This is a genomic window from Clostridium sp. UBA5712 (assembly GCF_002419845.1).
In the GTDB taxonomy this organism is placed as follows: domain Bacteria; phylum Bacillota; class Clostridia; order Clostridiales; family Clostridiaceae; genus Clostridium_J; species Clostridium_J sulfidigenes.
Genome location: NZ_DIGW01000010.1, coordinates 358,994 through 376,957 on the forward strand (window position 1 = coordinate 358,994; position 17,964 = coordinate 376,957).

The window sequence follows — 17,964 nt, forward strand, 5'->3', positions numbered from 1 at the left end:
AAACAGTATACTCTCCTTATATATTTTTTTAGAATGTATTATTCATAAATATTAAACTCAACAGTCACCTTAAACAAATCCCCATCTATACCTATTTCTAAAGCTCCGTCATGAAGTTCTATTATGCTTTTTGCAATGGCTAAACCTAAGCCTGAACCTTCTGTATTCCTTGATTCTTCTCCTCTTTTAAATCTTTCTGTAATCTCACTAGCGTCAAAGTTTAATTCATAGGCTGATATATTTTTCATTGTTATATATACCTTACCATTTTCAGATTTTACATCCACATAAACTCTAGTGCTTTTTAGGGAATATTTTATAGCATTAGAAATTAGGTTTTCAAATACTCTCCAAATTTTTCTCCCATCAGCATTAATATATATTTTTTCTGATGGTATATTGGTTTTAAAATCTAAATTTGCTTCTTTAATTCTATTCTCTGCTTCTCCTAACGTCTGCTTTATTAAAGCATTTAACTCTATTTTTTCAAAATTTAACTGCATAGCTCCACTGGCAGCCTTTGAAGCCTCAAATAAGTCTTCTATTAATATCTTTAATCTTTGAGATTTTCTATCTAAAACTTCTACATAGGCTCTTGCTTCTTCTGGTTCAATGCCCATTCTTTTAAGTAAATCTACATAATTAATAATTGATGTTAATGGAGTTTTAAGATCATGAGATACATTTGAAATAAGCTCTGTTTTCATTTTCTCACTTTTATTTTCATTTTCTATAGATTTTCTAAGTCCTTGCTTCATATTGTTTATACTATGGGCAAGATCTCTTAATGCTCCCTTACCCTCTTCTGATATATCATCATTAATTTTTCCTTCTGAAATAAGCTTAGCACCATTAGTTATTTTATTTAAATAAGCAAACTCTTTCACTAATTTATATATAACAATTGCTGTAGCAACTATATCAAAGCCAAGGGCAATAACTGCTCCTACTGCTCCTACTATAACCATTAATATTAAAGATACACTAGTACAAATAGCTACATATACACCTATAACCAATACTAATTTTCTTCCTAAAGTACCTTTTTCCATAGCTATACATAAATGATTATAAAGTTTTACTCCATAACTATCCTTAAGAAGTGTATTCTCCTTATAATTTTGAAGTAAAGCTTTGATAATTAAGTAATAAGCTATCAAAATTAGTGTTACCACCATTATATTATTAATATTGATGGTGTATCTATATTCATTACTCCAATTATGTGTAAAAAACATATGATAAGATATCCATCCCATTAATATACCTAATAACTTAAATTCTAAAGGCATATTTTTCAATTTTTCTACTATTCTATTTGAATAGCATGGCTTATATCTAAACTTCTTAAGGACAAAAATCATAATTACTACCCCAAATAAGGAGGCTACCAAAATGCCTATTTCTGTATCTACAATAGAATTAGCTTGCAGAAATTTTTCATAGGTATTATATATGCTATCTCCAGCTACTAGTTTACTTGGGACTGCTACATATATATCCAAATCTCCCTTTACTCTAAAGCTCTCTTCATTAGTATAACTATTACCATTCTCATTATAACTATGTTTAACTACTACAGTAGCTCCATAACCTTCCCTGTAGTTACCATATTCATTTACTTCCTTGTCTTTAATAAGTTCTCCATTAATAAATATATTTTTATTTTCTACTCCGCTAGAAATATGATATTCCGAAAAATAGCCACTATTTTTCTTTAACTCTGCAATGGCATCCTTACCTGGTTTATAGTTGGTAAGCCATATGTCATTAGCTTTATCATAGGCAATGTACCTTAAATTTGCATAACTGTCCAAAGTCTTAATATACCTATTATAATTCACCAACTTCTCTTCAACTATTAACTTTTTTAGTTCTTCATCACTATAATTGTACTTTTCCTCTATGCTTTTATAGATAGCTTCTTCCTCTTTGTTAACCTTCTCTTCATCCCAATTGTTAGTGTATTTTTCATGTAACTTACTTCGCTCATTATCATACTCTTCTTGAATCTTCTTTCTTATAATTTCTTTTTTCCATTGAATTTCTTCCTGGGTTAAATTTTTTATTTCCTTAATATAATCTTCTGTTTTATAAAGTTCCATTACTTCAAGAATCTTTTCTGTAAAAGAGTTGATTTCACTTCCTAAAAATTTACTTCCATACAGACTTCTTTCATCAAAAATACCACTATTAACTCTAATATCTTTAAAAGAAATTAGGGATATGGAGACCATTACTACAGTTATTATAATAGCTATAGTCTTTGCTATTTTTATTCTTCTACAGTCTTTTACCATTTCTTCATACTCTCTATCCTTTTCATCAACACTTGTCGATTTTGTATCCAATTCCCCACACCACCTTTAAATATTTTGGTTCCTTTGGATTAATTTCAATTTTTTCTCTAATCCTTCTTATATGCACAGCTACAGTATTATCTACATTGTAGCTAGTTTCATTCCAAACTCTTTCGTATATTTCTTCCATGGAAAATACTCTTCCTTTATTCTTAAGCAATAATTCCAAAATTTTAAATTCTATAGGTGTTAGTTTTATACTTTCACCATCAACAAATACTTCCTTATTTTTAGTGTTTAGTTCTAATCCACCACTTTTTAAAACTTCCTTTTCTTCTTCTTTGTTAAAATTACCCAAGGTCACATATCTTCTAAGTTGTGATTTAACCCTTGCAATTAACTCCAAAGGATTAAAAGGTTTTGTTATATAATCATCTGCTCCCATATTTAAGCCTAAGATTTTATCCGTGTCCTCTGACTTTGCAGAGATAAGAATTATTGGAATATTTTTTTCTTCTCTAATTTTAAGAGTTGCTCTAATTCCATCCATCCTTGGCATCATTATATCCATCAAGATAAGATGTATTTCCTTATCTACTAAAGTTTCTAAAGCTTCAATTCCATCACAAGCTCTATATATTTTTAATCCTTCGTTTGAGAGATATATTTCAATGGCATCTACTATTTCTTTATCATCATCAACTACTAATATATTGTAATTCATTGTACTCCCCTCCACTTCATATTAATTATACCATGACTTCTCTCAAGCTATACTTCTATATTACCCTTGAAATATTAAATAATTGTTTATATAAACCTTAAGAAATTCTTACAATATGTTCACATAATAAGAATGGTAGCTATGAAACATAATTCATTAACTTTTATAAAATATAGAGCCTATACTTTAATATTCTTAAAGTATAAGCTCCATGTTTATGTTAATATATTTCATTCATTAATTTATTATTTAAAATAACTATCGATTGGTCTCCCAATTCCTTAAATCTTTTTTCAACTAACTTCTTATCATAGCCAACTACACCATTACCTTCATAGGGATCATTAAAATAATATTTATCTTTATCATAACCTACAAATACCATACAATGCTCATTACTTATCCACTGAAACTTCTCCCCTGATTCTCGCAAATACCATTCTGCACCTGATTCAGTAGGAAGTAAATTAAGGCTTGTCCAAACTAACACAGGTATTTCTTTATCTATATAATTTTCTATAAGTTCATTAAACCCACTTCCTGTGGTATTTTTTACGCAGTGCTCTTTTCCTAAGATTTTATTTAATGAATTAACAATTACAGGGGCATAACATCCATAACTATATACACTTCTTGGGTCTCCAACAAAAGCTTCATTAGGATTAGGACCATATAAATCTCCATTAACTTCTTCTAAAAATGAGCTCTCTAAATAATCATCTATAAACTCATCAACAGATATATTATATCCATAATATTTTAGTATCATAGATGTACTTACAACCTCACACCCTGTTGGATATTCTCCAGCTTGACTTATATAGGGTACAGAGATAAGCTTGTAACTTTTATTAGATTGTTCATTAATTTTGTGAGTTTTTAATTCATTATTTAGTTTCTTATAACTCCATAGTGATATCTGCTCTGGTGTATAGGAATTTAAAATAGCTGACATATATACTGTCAAAATGCATAATGTAAAAAATAATACTGTTCTTAGACTTATTGATTTCCCTTTTATTGAATAGTTTTTATCCTTATCTCTTACTCTTTTTGTAATCTTCAATGGATTTTACCTTCTTTCCAAAGGATTTATTTGTTAAATATAGTATACTATGTAAAACAGAACAAATAATTAAACAAATTGTAAATTATATACAATTAAAAGCTTATCCTATAGAATTTAAATCCATAGAATAAGCTTTATCTTATTATCATATTGTTCCTAATTTAAATATCTTGATATACTTGTACAATCTTCTCCCAAGTTAATGGCCCAACTATACCATCAGAATTCAATTCAAAGCACCTTTGAAAATCTATAACTGCTTGATTTGTTGCCTTTCCAAAAATCCCATCCACATTTATATTTTTTATAGAGGGATACTTATCTGCTATAGCGCTTAAGTAGGTTTGTAATTTACTTATGACATTTCCTCTAGAACCTTGTTTTAATATATATCCTGGATACTCATATCCATCTCCTTCTGGCTTATTACTTCCATTAATTATATCTTTATATACAGAGTATATTTTATTCCAAGTTTGCTTTCCAACTATTCCATCTACATCTAATCCAAATTTCTTTTGAAATTGTATTACTGAATCTAAGGTACTTACACCAAAAATACTATCTCCATTAATTGGAGGCACTTCTTTATAATATTGAGATACAAAATTTAAGAAATATTGCATTTGAGATACAGCATCACCTGTGGAGCCTTGCTTTAATAAATATCCAGGATACTCACCTGCACTTTCTAATTTTTCTCCTTCTGACTCTAATTCTGCTAATCTTTTAACTCCTACATAAATTCCTGATATTTTATACCAAGTTGATTTTCCAACGATTCCATCTGCATATAAATTAAATATTCTTTGGAATGCCTTTACAGATGATTCTGTCTCTGATCCAAACACTCCATCTACAGGTTCTATTTTAGGTATTGCTGGATAATTATTAGAAATTCTATTTATTTGTCTTTGAATTGTTTCTACATCACTTCCTGTAGTATTAAGCTTTAACGGAGTTCCACCAAAGGATTCCTCTATACCTCTTATATCATTAGTTTTTGTTAGTTCAATATTATCACCATAGTAATTTTTTAGTATCTCCATAGTTTCATATCCATCTGTAGCAAGTTTTACAGTATCCCATTGTGATAACCCTTTACAAGTTACAGTTGTGCCATTACAATATTGTGCCAATAGTGGTTCCATATAACCTTCTCTAGTAATATATTCATTAAATATATCATCTACAATTCTACTAATATTCTCAAAAATATTTCTTCCCTTAATAAAGTATTGATCATAGGCTGTAGAGTTAGTTATGTGAAAGTTATACCCCTTATTTCTATACCACTCTGTATATACTCTATTTAATGCAAAGGAAATTTGACAATATATATTGGCTCTTATAGCATGCTCTGGCCAAGTAGGATATATTTCACTAGATGCCACATTCTTTATATACTCTGGAAATCTTACAGTAACATTTTCTGCATAGGATGATGGTGCACCCAAATGTACTGTTATGAATTCCGGAATATATGGTCTTATCAACACCTTGCTTTGAAAAATTGGCTCTTTCTCATCTACCTGAACCCTAGGCATCTCCTCTATCAACTGATGTGGTGGAATATAATTATGCTCTAGTTCCTCTAAGAATTCTCTTTCCTTAGTAGTAGGTATCATTTCTACTTGTTGTATTGATACTTCATTAGAAAAAACTTGAACCCCTTCTACTACTGCATCCTTATATCCAGGAGCCCTAACATATAAATCATATACTGAATATGGTATTTGATCAGAATCTTTATTTTTTGATAGTTCAATATCTGGTGTATCTACTTCTAATATTTTCGTTATTCCGCTAGAATCTGTAGTTAATATATTCCCTTTATCAAAATCTACTGAAGTACTTTTTAAAATAAATATATTTCCGCCTGAAACAGGTACCACCTCTCTTGCAGTAAAGAGTTCTACTTTTATAAAACCTCTTCCCATAATTTTCTCCTAAAAAATATTATCCATAGTTATTATATGGAGAAAAGCTATTTATGTTAGTAAAATTCCAAAATATAATTATCTTAATTTATCTATCTGTAATCACTTTATGAATTTTCACATCATGTTCATCATAAGGAATATAGTCACAAGTAATATTTTCTCTACATATAACAGCTGTAGTAAAGGTAGCATGTTCTAAGTAACGATCATAAAATCCTCCTCCATAACCTAAACGATACCCTTCTTTATTACAAGAAACACAAGGTATTATAGCAAAATCTATTTCTTCTGACCTAATTAATGGACATTCATCCTTAGGTTCTAATATCCCATACTTTCCATCCTTTAAAGATTTATAGCCCTTAATTTCATGTACCTCCATAATCCCCTTACCTATACATTTTGGAACTCCAACTCTTTTACCACTTTCTAATGCATTCTCAATGATATTTCTTGTATTAATTTCATCTTCTGTACTTACAAAACAAAATATAACCTTTGCTTCTTTATACTCCTTAAGATTTATTACTTTTTCATAAATTTTCTTATCCGCTTCTAAAGTATAATCCTTTGATAATTCAGCAATACGTTTCATAATTTCATTACGAAGTTGCATTTTTTCTTCTTTTATATTCATTAGTAATCTACTCCTTTCTTCCGATTAATATCTTTATATATTTTATAATACATTAAATAAAGGAATACTCAAAACAATAATATTGTTTAGTAGTATTCCTTTAAATTTATTATAATGTTATTCCAAATATTTTTAATATATATGGTAATACTCCTATGGCATTTAACCATATAATGAATATTAAAACTGGTGCAATATATTTTATCATTATTACAAAGAATTGTTTACTTCTAAATCTATATTTACCATTGCAACTAATCTCATCTGAGATATTATCAACACCCCATACATAGCCTATGAATATACACATTAGAAGTCCTCCTAGTGGCATAAGTAGATTTTCAGCTAAGAAACTCATAAAGTCAAAGAAATTGTATCCAAATATTAATACATCTTTCATAACTGGTCCATTGGCCAAGGAACAAGGTATTCCTATAAAAAATAAAATTGTTGATATTATTATAGTAGCCTTCTTTCTTTCTATTTTAAAAGTATCAATTACAAATGCTACTACAACTTCAAGCAACGATATGGCTGATGTTAATGCTGCAAACAAAATTAATATGAAAAATAAAATACCAAAAAATTGTCCAAAAGGCATTGAATCAAATACTGAAGGTAACGTTATAAACATGAGGCTTGGTCCAGCTCCCGGCTCAAATCCAAAGGCAAACACTGCTGGTAACACCGCAAATCCAGCAAGAAGAGCTACTGCTGTATCTATAGCTGGTATAATTACTGCATTCTTTTCTAAGTTTTCTGTGTTTCCCAAATAACTACCATAAGTAATTATTGCCCCCATTCCTAAGCTTAATGAAAAGAATGCCTGTCCTAAAGCTGCCATAACTGTTCCAATTGTAACCTTCGAAAAATCTGGTTTTATAAAAAACTTTATTCCTTCCATTGCTCCATCTAAAGTTACTGATCTAATAGCAATTATAACTAATAATATAAATAGTGCTGGCATCATAAATTTACTTGCTTTTTCGATACCTCCAGCTATTCCTTTCAATACTATTACACAACAAAGAACCATAAATACTAAATGCCATACTATAGGTTGAGTAGTACTTGCTATGAATCCATTAAAATAATTTCCTGCTTCTGCTCCTGATATTCCTCCAATTAAATACTTACCTATATAATTTAGTACCCAGCCACCTATAACACTATAAAATGCTAGTATGCAAAATCCCACAACTACTCCAATAAAACCTACAAAGGCCCACTTTTCACTTAACTTTTTGTATGCTCCTACTGAACTTAAATGAGTATTACGTCCTATTGCCATCTCACCTAGCATAATTACAAATCCAATGATTACAATCATAACTAAGTAAATAACAACAAAAGCTCCTCCTCCATTGGCACCTGCTAAATACGGAAACTTCCATATATTCCCCAAACCTACCGCTGAACCTGCTGCTGCTAATATAAAACCTATATTAGATGCCCATTGTCCTCTGTTACTCGTATTTTTATCCATAACTTTCCCCCTATCAAATTTGATAATTGTTTAAAATATATTTAATTATAGAATATATTTTATAATTATTATAATACAAATTTTCAGATAATTGAATAGAAATTTTATCTATATTCATTGTTTTGCTTATAGCTATCATATTCTCTATAGCCGCATAAATGTAAATCCTTATATTTAAGGGCTTTCCAGACATTAATTATATTTTGAAATCACCATAAAATATATTGTTAAATCGTTTTTGACACTTTATTAACAATATATTGCAATACCATTAAAACTCTATAATGTCCCTTTAAAAATTTTCAGTATATAGCAATATCCTATATTTTAAATAACAATGAATATAAGAACTTCTATTTATACTTTATTAACATATAGAAGTATTTAATTTAAAATTATATATAAAATAATTATAAATTTCAACAAAATTTTGTCGTTTTCTTTCAATTTTTTAATTTAAAGCTTTTCATCTTTTTTAGCAAATAAAAAACAGATGAGACTATCACCTGTTTTTCTATTTAACTAAATATTACTTTATTTTTTAAACACTTTAGGATATAAATATTCAGCTATTATATTATAAGCTTCCACATATCTATCATTAGGTTTATATGTGTATAAATCCTTTGGTAATACGATGTATTTTCCTTCTTTAACAGCTCTTAAAGAAGACCACACTTCATTTTTTTCTAAGTCTTCAATTCTCTTTTCCTTTATCTTTTCCGTATCAGATCCCATTTCTGTAACAAATATAAAATCAGGGTCTTCCTTTAACAATACTTCCATGCTAAAATCTACAGAACTTTTACCTTGTACAATACCATCACCAATAATATCAGCACCTAAATCTTTCAAAATTTCACCTGTGGCACTATCAGAACCTTTAATTTTTATTCCTCTTACCGTACTCATCATTAACATTACTCTAGATTTTTCACCTTGAGGAACCTTGGAAATCATCTCTTCAATTTCACCTTTTATATCTGTGGCATATTTTTTATAGCTATCTTCTCTTTCTAAAAGTGCTGTATAAATTCTAACCACCTTAATATAATCATCTATATTATCAATTCCCATACATAAAACTGGTATATTACTTTGTTCTAAAACCGTTGCTAATTCTACATGAGCAGAAAACCCATTAGAAAGGATTACCAAATCAGGCTGTAAAGAAATAATAGCCTCAGCACTAGGTGCACCTGCCGTTCCTACAACTGTTGCATCTTTACTTTCTGGAACAGATTTCTCATCTGATTCTTCTACACGACCAACAACCTTTCCGCCCAATTTATACCAAAGATCTAAATAAGAATTATAAGCACAAACAACTTTTGTAGGATTTTTTTTGATTGTTACTTCTTTATCTCTACTGTCAATAAAAGTTATACTATCCCCATTATCCTTTATACCATAACTTTCAAATGAATCAGCTGCAACTTGTTCCCCTTTCTTATTAGTATCTGTTGCTCCATTATTTTCTTTATTAGTAGCTTTACCTCCACATCCTACTAATAAAGCCATAGTCATAGTTATAGCAATAACTAGTGACATAATTTTAAACTTTTTCATCATTTATTCCTCCATTTTATTTATTTTTCTTATATACTTAAATCACACAATTTTTGTGGAATTATATATGAACAATCATTTATTCCATCATGATAAATATTAGCATCAATGGCAAATACCTCTTTTACTAATTCTGAAGTTATTACATCATTAGGCTTTCCAAAGTTACAAACCTTTCCTTTTTTTAAAACATAAATTTTATCTGAATATCTAATTGCTTGGTTCAAATCATGCAGTACCATAACAACAGTAAGATTTAAAGATTCATTTAATTCTTTAACCGTTTCAAGAACTTCTAATTGATATGATATATCTAAAAAAGTTGTAGGTTCATCCAACACTAAAATACTAGGTTTTTGCGCCAAAGCCATTGAAATCCACGCTCTTTGTCTCTCTCCACCCGAAAGTGTAGATACATATCTATCTTTTAAATTGTATATCTTTGTCTTTTCCATTGCCCACTTTATTATTTTCTCATCATCCTTATTTATTCTTGTCCCAAATTTCAAATGGGGCTGCCTTCCATAAGACACCAAATTCTCAACGGTTACATCCATATTAATATTTCTAACTTGAGGTAATATTGCCATCTCCTGTGCAATTTTCTTGGTATTAAACTTATAAATATTCTTACTATATAACTCTACTTCACCACTAGTTACCTTTATAAATCTAGACAGAGCTTTTATAAGGGTAGACTTCCCTGAGCCATTAGGACCAATAATTGTTACTATTTCACCTTTTTTAACTTCAAAATCTAAATTATCAATAATTTTCTTTTTACTATAACTCACATTAATTTTTTTTGCTTCTAAGGCAATCATTATTTAGCCCCCCTTGATCTAAGTAAATATAAGAAGAAAGGTGCACCCAATACAGACATTATTATTCCTACTGGTATTTCAATAGGAGAAAATAATGTTCTTGCAAGCAAATCACATATAAGCACAACAATAGCTCCTAATAAAACTGCTGCTGGAAACAAAAATCGGTAATCAGCTCCAATAATCAATCTAGTAATATGTGGTACAATTAAGCCCACAAAACCTAATAAGCCTACTACACTTACTGCACTACCTGCAAGTAATGAAGATAAAATTATAAATATAAATCTTAGTCTTTCTACATTAACACCTAACCCAGTAGCAACTTCATCTCCTAAAACAAGAATGTTAAGCTTGTCAGGTAACATTAAAGCAATTATTACTCCCACTATTACATAAGGTAATACACTATGTACATCTGCCCAAGTAACTCCATTAAGTCCTCCAACCATAAAATTTATAACTCCCGAAACTCTATCAGGGAAAAAGGTTAGTAAAGCATTATTTCCTGCACCTAATAAAGAATTCACTGCAACCCCTGCTAAAATTAGCCTATTGGGCAACAATCCATCTTTCCAAGCTAATCCATAAATAAGCATGGTTACTATAAAAGCCCCTACAAATGCTCCTAAGGGAACCAGATGATAATATTGAGGAAATAAAATTAGAATTAAAAGCGCTGTAAATCCAGCACCTGAAGATACCCCAATTATGCTTGGACTAGCTAATGAATTTCTCATAACTCCTTGAATAATTGCACCTGATAAAGACAAGGAAGCCCCTACTAATACAGAAACAATAGTTCTTGGTAACCGTATATTCCAAATAATATGATAATTTGCCGTTCCCTTTTTAATTGTAAGAGCTTGAATTATTTCTTTAGGGCTAACATTTATAGCTCCCATGCCAACACTTAAAAATAGACTAATTATAAAAATCACTAATAAGATGACCAAGATAATATATTTATTTCTATTCTTAATTCTCATAAACCCTCCTTACCTTAAATATTCAATTAGGTATACACATTTTTCAAAATACAGTTAATATTATATTTCTACAAATAAAAAATCCATACCAAATATGGTATGGAAATAAAAAGCACATCAAATTAGTTATGACAACGCAAATTTAGTCGGTGATAAGATAAGAATACCCTCACCGATAATCTCTATTTTTGCACACCCTTAGATACGAAGAGTATTGTACAACTAACATAGGCAGGTTTCCTGACTTATGTCCACACAAAACGCCTTCCCAAGTAACTCAGTGGCATATGCTTTGTGTATAGGACAATTACAGTAGCGGCTCTGCGTAGGATTTTCACCTAGCTTCCCTTTTAACATAAATGCACCCATATTTCCATTATTAACATATTATTATTATACGTTTATATAAATATAAAGTCAATGTAATAACCCGTATTACATATTTTAAAAATAAAGAGAGAAATCCCATTTTATACTGGAATTCTCCCTTTATTAATAAGTATAACTTATACCTTATATTTTAAATTGCTGAACCACTTCATTTAATTGTTGTGCCAGTTCTGCTTGGCTTTGTGCCGTTTGAGCTACTTGCTCTATAGCTTTTGTGGTTTCATCCATATTTTCTTTTATAGTCTCTGCTTTTTCACTAGATTCTTGAGCAGACTCAGCCATATTTTGAATGGCTTCGCTTACTTGTCCCACTGTAGCTGTAATTTCCTGTGACATAGCTGCTATTTCTTCTGACATATTGCTTACAAAATCAGAATCAAAATGATATTGATTACCTGTCTCTTCATATTCGTCATAAGTTTTCATTATATCTACATCAATGAATTTTAATATGTCATTTCCCGTTTCTATACTTTTATTAAATATTTGTTTTACTGACTCTATAGTTTTTTGTATTTCTACTACAGCACCAGAAGATTGTTCTGCAAGTTTTCTTACTTCTTCTGCAACTACTGCAAACCCACGTCCTTGTTCTCCTGCTCTTGCAGCTTCGATAGCAGCATTTAAAGCTAGTAGGTTAGTTTGATCAGCTATAGATGATATTGTATCTGTCATAACCCTAATGCTATCTATTACAGAACTTTCTTCTATAACCTTCTTCATATTAGCTTCCTTTTGAATGTATAGTTCTTTTGCTATCTTTTTAATCTCTTTGCTATTCTCCTTTACCTTGCTGGCTCTCACTTTAGAATCACTTGCATTATTGCTTCCTTCCATGGCCTTTGAAGATAATATATTCACACTTGAATCCACTTCTTCAACAGATGCAGTTATCTCCTCTGTAGCAGCACTTGACTCCTGCATACCACCTGCAATAGTATTAACAGCCTCGTTAACATTTACAGTTTTAGCTGCCAATTCCTCAACAGTTGCTGAAAGTTCTTCCGCAGATGCACTTATATTTTCCGAATTCTCCATTATAATTTTTACGATAGAATGAATGTTTTCTGTCATCTTATTCAGATACTTACTCATTTCACCAAGCTCATCATTGCTTTTTAATTCTAGTTTTTCTGTTAAATCTCCATTTGCAATCTTCATAGCAAAAGCATTAACCTTTTTAATGTTCTTTCCTATATAATTAGCAAAAAATAATATAAATAATACTACTATTACAATTGCAACTACTATTATTATACTTATTTTATTTCTTAGTGAATTAATTTGAAGATATACTTCTTCCTCAGGAATACATACAGCAATAATCCACTCTGTACCTTCTACGGTGCTATAATAAACCTTTTGAATTCCTTTATCATCTGTAAATGTTCCTTGACCATTCTTATCAGTTAACATTTTTTCACCTAAGACTGACAATGTAGAATTTTCATCATCTTTTATATTAGTTTTCATAATTTTAGATTCATCTACATCTGCAACATATAAACCACTTTTATCTATTAAAAATGCCCTTCCTTCTTTACCGATTTGCATATTTTTTATATTATTTTGTAAAGTAGATAAATCTATATCTGCTGTGGTAACTCCTATAAAATTATTATTTGAATCGTACATTGGACATGTAGCAGTTATCATAGAAACTTTCGCTACATCATCATAATAAGGTGATGACCATTCAACACTCTTATCAGTGTCTTGTCCTATTTTATACCAATCACCTGTTTTATAATCTGTCTTACTATATTCATCTGTATAAGTACCTTTACCGTTTAACTTGTATGCATAAGGTCCAAATAGCTGAATATCTTTCTTATATTTAAATGGTTCAAACCAAACACCAGCTCCAAAAGTTTCATCATTTGTGTCAATTAAGCTTTCCAACACACCTTTATAATTTTCTTCAGTCAGCGATGATACAGAATTCTCAGCCACTTTAGCTAAACTTTCAGATATTTTCTGATGCCTCTCCAAACTCTTTTCAATTTCTTGCGACTTTTCATTTAGTTTACTATTCATGTTTATTTCGAGCTCACTATTTATTATCTTTTTCGCACTTGAATAACTCATATATGCCAGTACAACCATAGAAGCTATTATTACAGGCATAAGTAACAAAATCATCTTTACCTTAATACTTTTAATTTTTATACCTTTAACCTTCACACCCTTAAACTTCATAATTTCAGCCTCCCTCATTTTTAGCTTATATTTTACAATATATTATTTTATTTATCGTATCAATTAATATATTAAAATAGTATAAGCTTAATATTTCTTGTTATTTCATTAAATTGATTTTATTTTCACATACAAAAAATAGTATAAAATATATATAAGCTATTTTATACTATTTTTTGTAATAATATTTTGTTATTAAATGTTAATTTAAATATATTTTTTTAGTTTTCATCTTCCTATGATACTTCATATAATTCATTATGTTAACCTTACTATACCATTTACTCCTATTAAAATCTTAAAAATACACATTAATAATACTATTTATATATGTAACTAATTAGATCATGACATTTAATATCTACGAGAAAGGGAAAAAGAAAGACTATGAGTTATTAATTTAGATATCTCATAGTCTTTCTTCTTATATTGAAAAATTTAAAATTTATATCTTAAATTTTTGAATCATTTCATTTAATTGTTGCGCAAGTTCAGCCTGAACCTGTGCTGTTTGAGCTACTTGCTCTATAGCTTTTGTAGTTTCATCCATGCTTTCTTTTATAGTTTCTGCTTTTTCACTAGATTCTTGTGAAGATTCAGCCATATTTTGAATTGCTTCACTCACTTGTCCTACTGTGGCTGTAATTTCTTGTGACATAGCTGCTATTTCTTCTGACATATCACTTACAAAATCAGAATCAACATAGTATTGATTACCTGTTTCTTCGTATTCATCATAAGTCTTCATTATATCTACATCAATGAATTTTAATATGTCATTTCCTGTTTCTATACTTTTATTAAATATTTGTTTTACTGTCTCTATAGTTTTTTGTATTTCTACTACAGCACCAGAAGATTGTTCTGCAAGTTTTCTTACTTCTTCTGCAACTACTGCAAAACCTCGCCCTTGCTCTCCTGCTCTTGCAGCTTCAATAGCTGCATTTAAAGCAAGAAGATTAGTTTGATCTGATATAGAAGATATAGTATCTGCCATAACTCTAATATTATCTATTACAGAACTTTCATCTATTACCTTTTTCATATTCGCTTCCTTTTGAATATATAGTTCTCCTGCTACCTGCTTTACCTTTTTGCTATTATCCCTTACCTTGCTTGCTCTTCCTTTAGACTCACTGGCATTATTACTTCCTTCCATAGCTCTTGAAGATAATATATTTATACTTGAGTCTACTTCTTCAATAGAAGCGCTTATTTCCTCTGTGGTAGCGCCGGATTCTTGTACACCTTCTGCAATTATATTTACAGCTTCATTAACAGTTACAGTTTTAGCTGCCAATTCTTCAACTGTTGCTGAAAGTTCTTCTGCAGATGCACTGATATTTTCTGAGTTTTCCATTATTATTTTTACTAATCCATTTACATTTTCTTGTGCAATATTTAAAGCAATAGCTGTTTGTCCAAATTCATCTTTACTCTCTATACTAATAGGTGCTGAAAAATCATAAGAAGCTAATCGAGTTGCAAAATCTTTAATTATAATTAAAGGTTTTATTATTTTTTTACTTACAAAAGATGATAAAACTATTGCTACTATTAATGAGGCAATAAGTAAAATTATATTAATAGTTATACTCTTTACTAAGTCTTTTTTTATAATAGCTTCTTTTTCAGCTATTATCTTATCAATCTCATCTATATAATTCCCTGTTCCTATTACCCAATTAAAAGGTTCATATAATTTACTATATCCTCTTTTAAGTGATGCTTCTGTTTCTCCCGATTTTGGAAACCAATATTCAGTATATCCTCCATTCTCCTTTTTACCATTCTCTATTATTTCTTTCACAAGATATTTTCCTTTAACATCTTGTGAATTTAATCTATTTGTTCCTTCAGTTTTAGACCCTAAAAGCACAATATTTTCACCCTCAACAGTATCGATCCAAAAATAACCCTCTTCACCAAACTTCAACTCTCTTACTAAATCCGCACTTTGTTTCTTAGCTTCATCAACAGTTAGTTTACCTATTTCAGTCTTTTTATTTATTGTATCTATCATACCAATTACAATTTCTACTTGTTCCTTAATTTTCATATCATAATCTTCATTTAAGATTTGTCTTTCACTATCTAATAGTGCATTGCTAGTTTGAATATTCATATAAGACATTACTACACTTATAGTAATCGCTGTTATTAGAGTTATTATTACTGTTGCAATACTCATTTTAGAACTAACTTTTTTTATACCTTCAATTCTCATAATATCAACTCCTTCACACTTTATTCACATTATATATATATTGTTTAATTTATCGTAACAATTCAGTTATAAGAATAGTGTAAAATTCAATTTTTATTGTATTTACTTTGCTATTGAATTTTTGCTTAAATAGTTTTCTATACATTATAAAAAAGATTGATTCGAATAATTATCCGAATCAATCTTTTATTAATATAGAGTCATAGCTCAATCATTGAGGCTGAACACTATTTTCTTTTTAAATAATAGAATATTGGAAGACCAGCAAGAGCTATACCAATCCCTATTATAGAATTCAATGGTGCAGATACAATTGTACTATATAATATGTAAATTCCTCCTAATATTCCCACCATTGGAATGAATGGATAAAGAGGAACTTTATATGGCCTTTTATCTGCAGGTATTTTTTTTCTAAGTCTAAATATACCAAAGACACCCATGACAAAGAATATCCATAAAACAAATATTAATAAGTCCGTAAGAGTATTAAATGTTCCCGAGAAAATATAAATAGTAGCTAGCACCCCTTCAAGAATTAATGCATTAGTAGGAGTTCCAAATTTTTTGTGTATCTTACCCAATTGAGTTGAATAGGGCAATTGTTTTCTCTGTCCCATAGCTAATGGTACTCTAGCACCTGTTAATAAATATCCATTCATAGCTCCAAATACAGATACTATAATTCCTGCAGTTATAAATGCAGCACCACCTTTTCCAAATAGTGAAACTGCTACATCCGATGCTGGTGTTGTTGATGCAACTATATTTTCAATGGGCATTACATTAACCATTGCTATACTTATTAATGCATATATAAATATAACTGAAGTAACTCCAAAAATAATTGCCTTAGGCATTTCCTTAGAAGGATTTTTTAATTCACCTGCTATGTTTGTAACCCCTATCCATCCATCATAAGCCCATAAGGTACCCAATACTGCAGCTCCAAAACCAGCTCCTTCAGTCATAACGGTAACGGAGCGAAAATCATGAGTTTTACCACTAATTAAACCAAATATAATAATAGCAACTATTGGAAGAAGCTTTCCCACCGTTGAAATAGTTTGAATTACTCCCCCATATTTAGTACTAATTATATTCATGATTATTACAAACACTAAGATTCCTACTGCTAGAAGTTTTTGCTCGAAGTTATTCATTGGAATAAAAAATGTAGCATAAGTGGAAAAAGCTATGGCTAAAGCTGCTCCCGATGCAGGATAAGATATTACTGTTTGAACCCATCCTAATAGGAAACCCCATACTTCTCCATACAGCTCCTCAAGATAAACATATAACCCACCAGTTTTAGGTATAGATGAAGCTATCTCCGCAATTGTAAGAGCAGAAGCTAAAGTTATAATACCTCCAACTACCCAAGCCATTATGCCCATTATAGGTGAACCTGCATCATTAAAAACAATACCTGGTTTTAGGAATATTCCAGATCCTATTATCATTCCAACTACTATTGCAATGGCTTCAATAAATGTTATTGTCTTCTTTTGTGTTTTTTCTATCATTGTTTCCTCCTAAATAGCTTTTTATAGCTTTATTATATCTTACAATTTGTTTTTTATGCTTAAGGCTTAATGTTATAAATT

At 29.8% G+C, this 17,964-nt stretch carries 12 protein-coding genes and 1 riboswitch; all 12 genes read right to left on the reverse strand.

Annotation, left to right across the window (positions count from 1 at the left end; genetic code table 11):
- Positions 1–38: 38 nt before the first annotated feature.
- Positions 39–2,351 (reverse strand): HAMP domain-containing sensor histidine kinase, encoded by a 2,313-nt coding sequence (locus B3B03_RS05630; RefSeq protein ID WP_346847739.1) that lies wholly within the window; start codon positions 2,349–2,351, stop codon positions 39–41.
- A complete protein-coding gene (locus B3B03_RS05635; RefSeq protein ID WP_150845957.1) occupies positions 2,326–3,024 on the reverse strand; it encodes a response regulator in 699 nt (232 codons plus the stop codon). The genes B3B03_RS05630 and B3B03_RS05635 overlap by 26 nt, the downstream gene beginning before the upstream one ends.
- 220 nt (positions 3,025–3,244) lie before the next feature.
- Complete coding sequence (locus B3B03_RS05640) at positions 3,245–4,090, reverse strand: C39 family peptidase (protein ID WP_346847740.1); 846 nt, start codon at positions 4,088–4,090, stop codon at positions 3,245–3,247.
- 164 nt (positions 4,091–4,254) lie between these two features.
- Complete coding sequence (locus tag B3B03_RS05645) at positions 4,255–6,033, reverse strand: peptidoglycan-binding protein (RefSeq protein ID WP_346876673.1); 1,779 nt, start codon at positions 6,031–6,033, stop codon at positions 4,255–4,257.
- 88 nt (positions 6,034–6,121) lie between these two features.
- Positions 6,122–6,673, reverse strand: coding sequence for a 5-formyltetrahydrofolate cyclo-ligase (locus B3B03_RS05650; RefSeq protein ID WP_346876674.1), 552 nt, complete (start codon positions 6,671–6,673; stop codon positions 6,122–6,124).
- 109 nt (positions 6,674–6,782) lie between these two features.
- On the reverse strand, positions 6,783–8,159 hold the full coding sequence (locus B3B03_RS05655; RefSeq protein WP_346876675.1) for a sodium-dependent transporter: 1,377 nt from the start codon (positions 8,157–8,159) through the stop codon (positions 6,783–6,785).
- Positions 8,160–8,693: 534 nt separating this feature from the next.
- The gene (locus tag B3B03_RS05660) at positions 8,694–9,728 is read right to left on the reverse strand and encodes an ABC transporter substrate-binding protein (RefSeq protein ID WP_346876676.1); all 1,035 of its coding nucleotides are present in this window, start codon (positions 9,726–9,728) and stop codon (positions 8,694–8,696) included.
- Between the two features lie 29 nt (positions 9,729–9,757).
- On the reverse strand, positions 9,758–10,552 hold the full coding sequence (locus B3B03_RS05665) for an ABC transporter ATP-binding protein (protein ID WP_346876677.1): 795 nt from the start codon (positions 10,550–10,552) through the stop codon (positions 9,758–9,760).
- Positions 10,552–11,541 (reverse strand): iron ABC transporter permease, encoded by a 990-nt coding sequence (locus B3B03_RS05670; RefSeq protein WP_346847746.1) that lies wholly within the window; start codon positions 11,539–11,541, stop codon positions 10,552–10,554. The genes B3B03_RS05665 and B3B03_RS05670 overlap by 1 nt, the downstream gene beginning before the upstream one ends.
- Positions 11,542–11,754: 213 nt before the next feature.
- Positions 11,755–11,925: riboswitch (cobalamin riboswitch) on the reverse strand.
- Between the two features lie 129 nt (positions 11,926–12,054).
- The gene (locus B3B03_RS05675) at positions 12,055–14,130 is read right to left on the reverse strand and encodes a methyl-accepting chemotaxis protein (RefSeq protein WP_346847747.1); all 2,076 of its coding nucleotides are present in this window, start codon (positions 14,128–14,130) and stop codon (positions 12,055–12,057) included.
- A 445-nt stretch (positions 14,131–14,575) separates the two neighbouring features.
- Positions 14,576–16,357 (reverse strand): methyl-accepting chemotaxis protein, encoded by a 1,782-nt coding sequence (locus tag B3B03_RS05680; protein ID WP_346876678.1) that lies wholly within the window; start codon positions 16,355–16,357, stop codon positions 14,576–14,578.
- Positions 16,358–16,584: 227 nt separating this feature from the next.
- Positions 16,585–17,883, reverse strand: a complete 1,299-nt coding sequence (locus B3B03_RS05685; RefSeq protein ID WP_346876679.1) for an APC family permease — start codon at positions 17,881–17,883, stop codon at positions 16,585–16,587.
- Positions 17,884–17,964 lie beyond the last annotated feature (81 nt).